1 rRNA gene is annotated in these 2,911 nt (G+C 53.1%); it reads right to left on the reverse strand.

The features are described from left to right. Positions 1-12: 12 nt before the first annotated feature. A 23S ribosomal RNA gene (locus WT97_RS04995) occupies positions 13-2,893 on the reverse strand. Between the last annotated feature and the right edge of the window lie 18 nt (positions 2,894-2,911).

The raw sequence follows: 2,911 nt of genomic DNA on the forward strand, positions 1-2,911 counted from the left end.
CAGACTTGTTATAGGATCAAGCCTTACGGGCAATTAGTATCGGTTAGCTGAACGCATTACTGCGCTTACACACCCGACCTATCAACGTCCTGGTCTCGAACGACCCTTCAAGGAGGTCTAGCCTCCAGGGATATCTCATCTTAAGGCGAGTTTCCCGCTTAGATGCTTTCAGCGGTTATCTCTTCCGAACATAGCTACCCGGCGATGCCACTGGCGTGACAACCGGTACACCAGAGGTTCGTCCACTCCGGTCCTCTCGTACTAGGAGCAGCCCCCTTCAAATATCCAACGCCCACGGCAGATAGGGACCAAACTGTCTCACGACGTTTTAAACCCAGCTCACGTACCTCTTTAAATGGCGAACAGCCATACCCTTGGGACCGGCTACAGCCCCAGGATGAGATGAGCCGACATCGAGGTGCCAAACACCGCCGTCGATATGAACTCTTGGGCGGTATCAGCCTGTTATCCCCAGAGTACCTTTTATCCGTTGAGCGATGGCCCTTCCATACAGAACCACCGGATCACTATGACCTGCTTTCGCACCTGCTCGACTTGTCGGTCTCGCAGTTAAGCACGCTTATGCCATTGCACTATCAGCACGATTTCCGACCGTACCTAGCGTACCTTCGTACTCCTCCGTTACGCTTTGGGAGGAGACCGCCCCAGTCAAACTGCCTACCATGCACTGTCCCCGACCCGGATCACGGGCCAAGGTTAGAACCTCAAACAAACCAGGGTGGTATTTCAAGGACGGCTCCACCGAAACTAGCGTTCCGGCTTCATAGCCTCCCACCTATCCTACACAGATCGGTTCAAAGTCCAATGCAAAGCTACAGTAAAGGTTCATGGGGTCTTTCCGTCTAGCCGCGGGTAGATTGCATCATCACAAACACTTCAACTTCGCTGAGTCTCGGGAGGAGACAGTGTGGCCATCGTTACGCCATTCGTGCAGGTCGGAACTTACCCGACAAGGAATTTCGCTACCTTAGGACCGTTATAGTTACGGCCGCCGTTTACCGGGACTTCAATCAAGAGCTTGCACCCCATCATTTAATCTTCCGGCACCGGGCAGGCGTCACACCCTATACGTCCACTTTCGTGTTTGCAGAGTGCTGTGTTTTTATTAAACAGTCGCAGCCACCAGTTTATTGCAACCCCTTCACCCTCCTGGCGCAGGCCAGTCAAGCTACAAGGGCGTACCTTATCCCGAAGTTACGGTACCAATTTGCCGAGTTCCTTCTCCCGAGTTCTCTCAAGCGCCTTAGAATACTCATCTCGCCCACCTGTGTCGGTTTGCGGTACGGTCATCGTTAGACTGAAGCTTAGAGGCTTTTCTTGGAACCACTTCCAATTGCTTCGCGACCTAAGTCGCTCGCGCCACACCCTTGAATCCCGCGCCCGGATTTGCCTAAGCGCCTTCTCCAATGCAGCGACCGGGACTTCCAACACCCGGACAACCTTCCGCGATCCGTCCCCCCATCGCATCTAACGACGGTGCAGGAATATTGACCTGCTTCCCATCAGCTACGCATTTCTGCCTCGCCTTAGGGGCCGACTCACCCTACGCCGATGAACGTTGCGTAGGAAACCTTGGGCTTACGGCGAGGGGGCCTTTCACCCCCTTTATCGCTACTCATGTCAGCATTCGCACTTCCGATACCTCCAGCACGCTTTTCAACGCACCTTCGCAGGCTTACGGAACGCTCTCCTACCATGCGTGCAAGCACGCATCCGCAGCTTCGGTATATAGCTTAGCCCCGTTACATCTTCCGCGCAGGACGACTCGATCAGTGAGCTATTACGCTTTCTTTAAAGGGTGGCTGCTTCTAAGCCAACCTCCTGACTGTTTTAGCCTTCCCACTTCGTTTCCCACTTAGCTATATTTGGGGACCTTAGCTGGCGGTCTGGGTTGTTTCCCTCTTGACACCGGACGTTAGCACCCGATGTCTGTCTCCCGTGATTGCACTCTTCGGTATTCGGAGTTTGCTATGGCGGGGTAATCTGCAATAGACCCCCCAACCATGACAGTGCTCTACCCCCGAAGGTGAGACACGAGGCACTACCTAAATAGTTTTCGGAGAGAACCAGCTATTTCCAGGTTTGTTTAGCCTTTCACCCCTATCCACAGCTCATCCCCTAACTTTTCAACGTTAGTGGGTTCGGACCTCCAGTACGTGTTACCGCACCTTCATCCTGGCCATGGATAGATCACCTGGTTTCGGGTCTACGCCCAGCAACTGAACGCCCTATTCGGACTCGCTTTCGCTACGCCTGCCCTATACGGTTAAGCTTGCTACTGAACGTAAGTCGCTGACCCATTATACAAAAGGTACGCCGTCACCCCTTGCGAGGCTCCGACTGTTTGTATGCATGCGGTTTCAGGATCTATTTCACTCCCCTCCCGGGGTTCTTTTCGCCTTTCCCTCACGGTACTGGTTCACTATCGGTCGATCACGAGTATTTAGCCTTGGAGGATGGTCCCCCCATCTTCAGACAGGATTTCACGTGTCCCGCCCTACTTGTCGCACACCTAGTTCTTTCATACTGTTTTCGCCTACAGGGCTATCACCTGCTATGGCCGCACTTTCCAGAGCGTTCGGCTAACAATACAAATAAAGAGTGCAAGGCTCATCCCATTTCGCTCGCCACTACTTTGGGAATCTCGGTTGATTTCTTTTCCTGCGGTTACTTAGATGTTTCAGTTCACCGCGTTCGCTTCGCATGGCCTATGTATTCAGCCATGGATACTCCATAAGGAGTGGGTTTCCCCATTCGGACATCTACGGATCAAAGCTTGTTTGCCAGCTCCCCGTAGCTTTTCGCAGGCTACCGCGTCCTTCATCGCCTGTGATCGCCAAGGCATCCACCACATGCACTTGTTCGCTTGACCCTATAACGAGTCTGTCTC

The sequence above is a fragment of the Burkholderia sp. MSMB1459WGS genome, from assembly GCF_001534535.1.
Classification (GTDB): Bacteria; Pseudomonadota; Gammaproteobacteria; order Burkholderiales; family Burkholderiaceae; genus Burkholderia.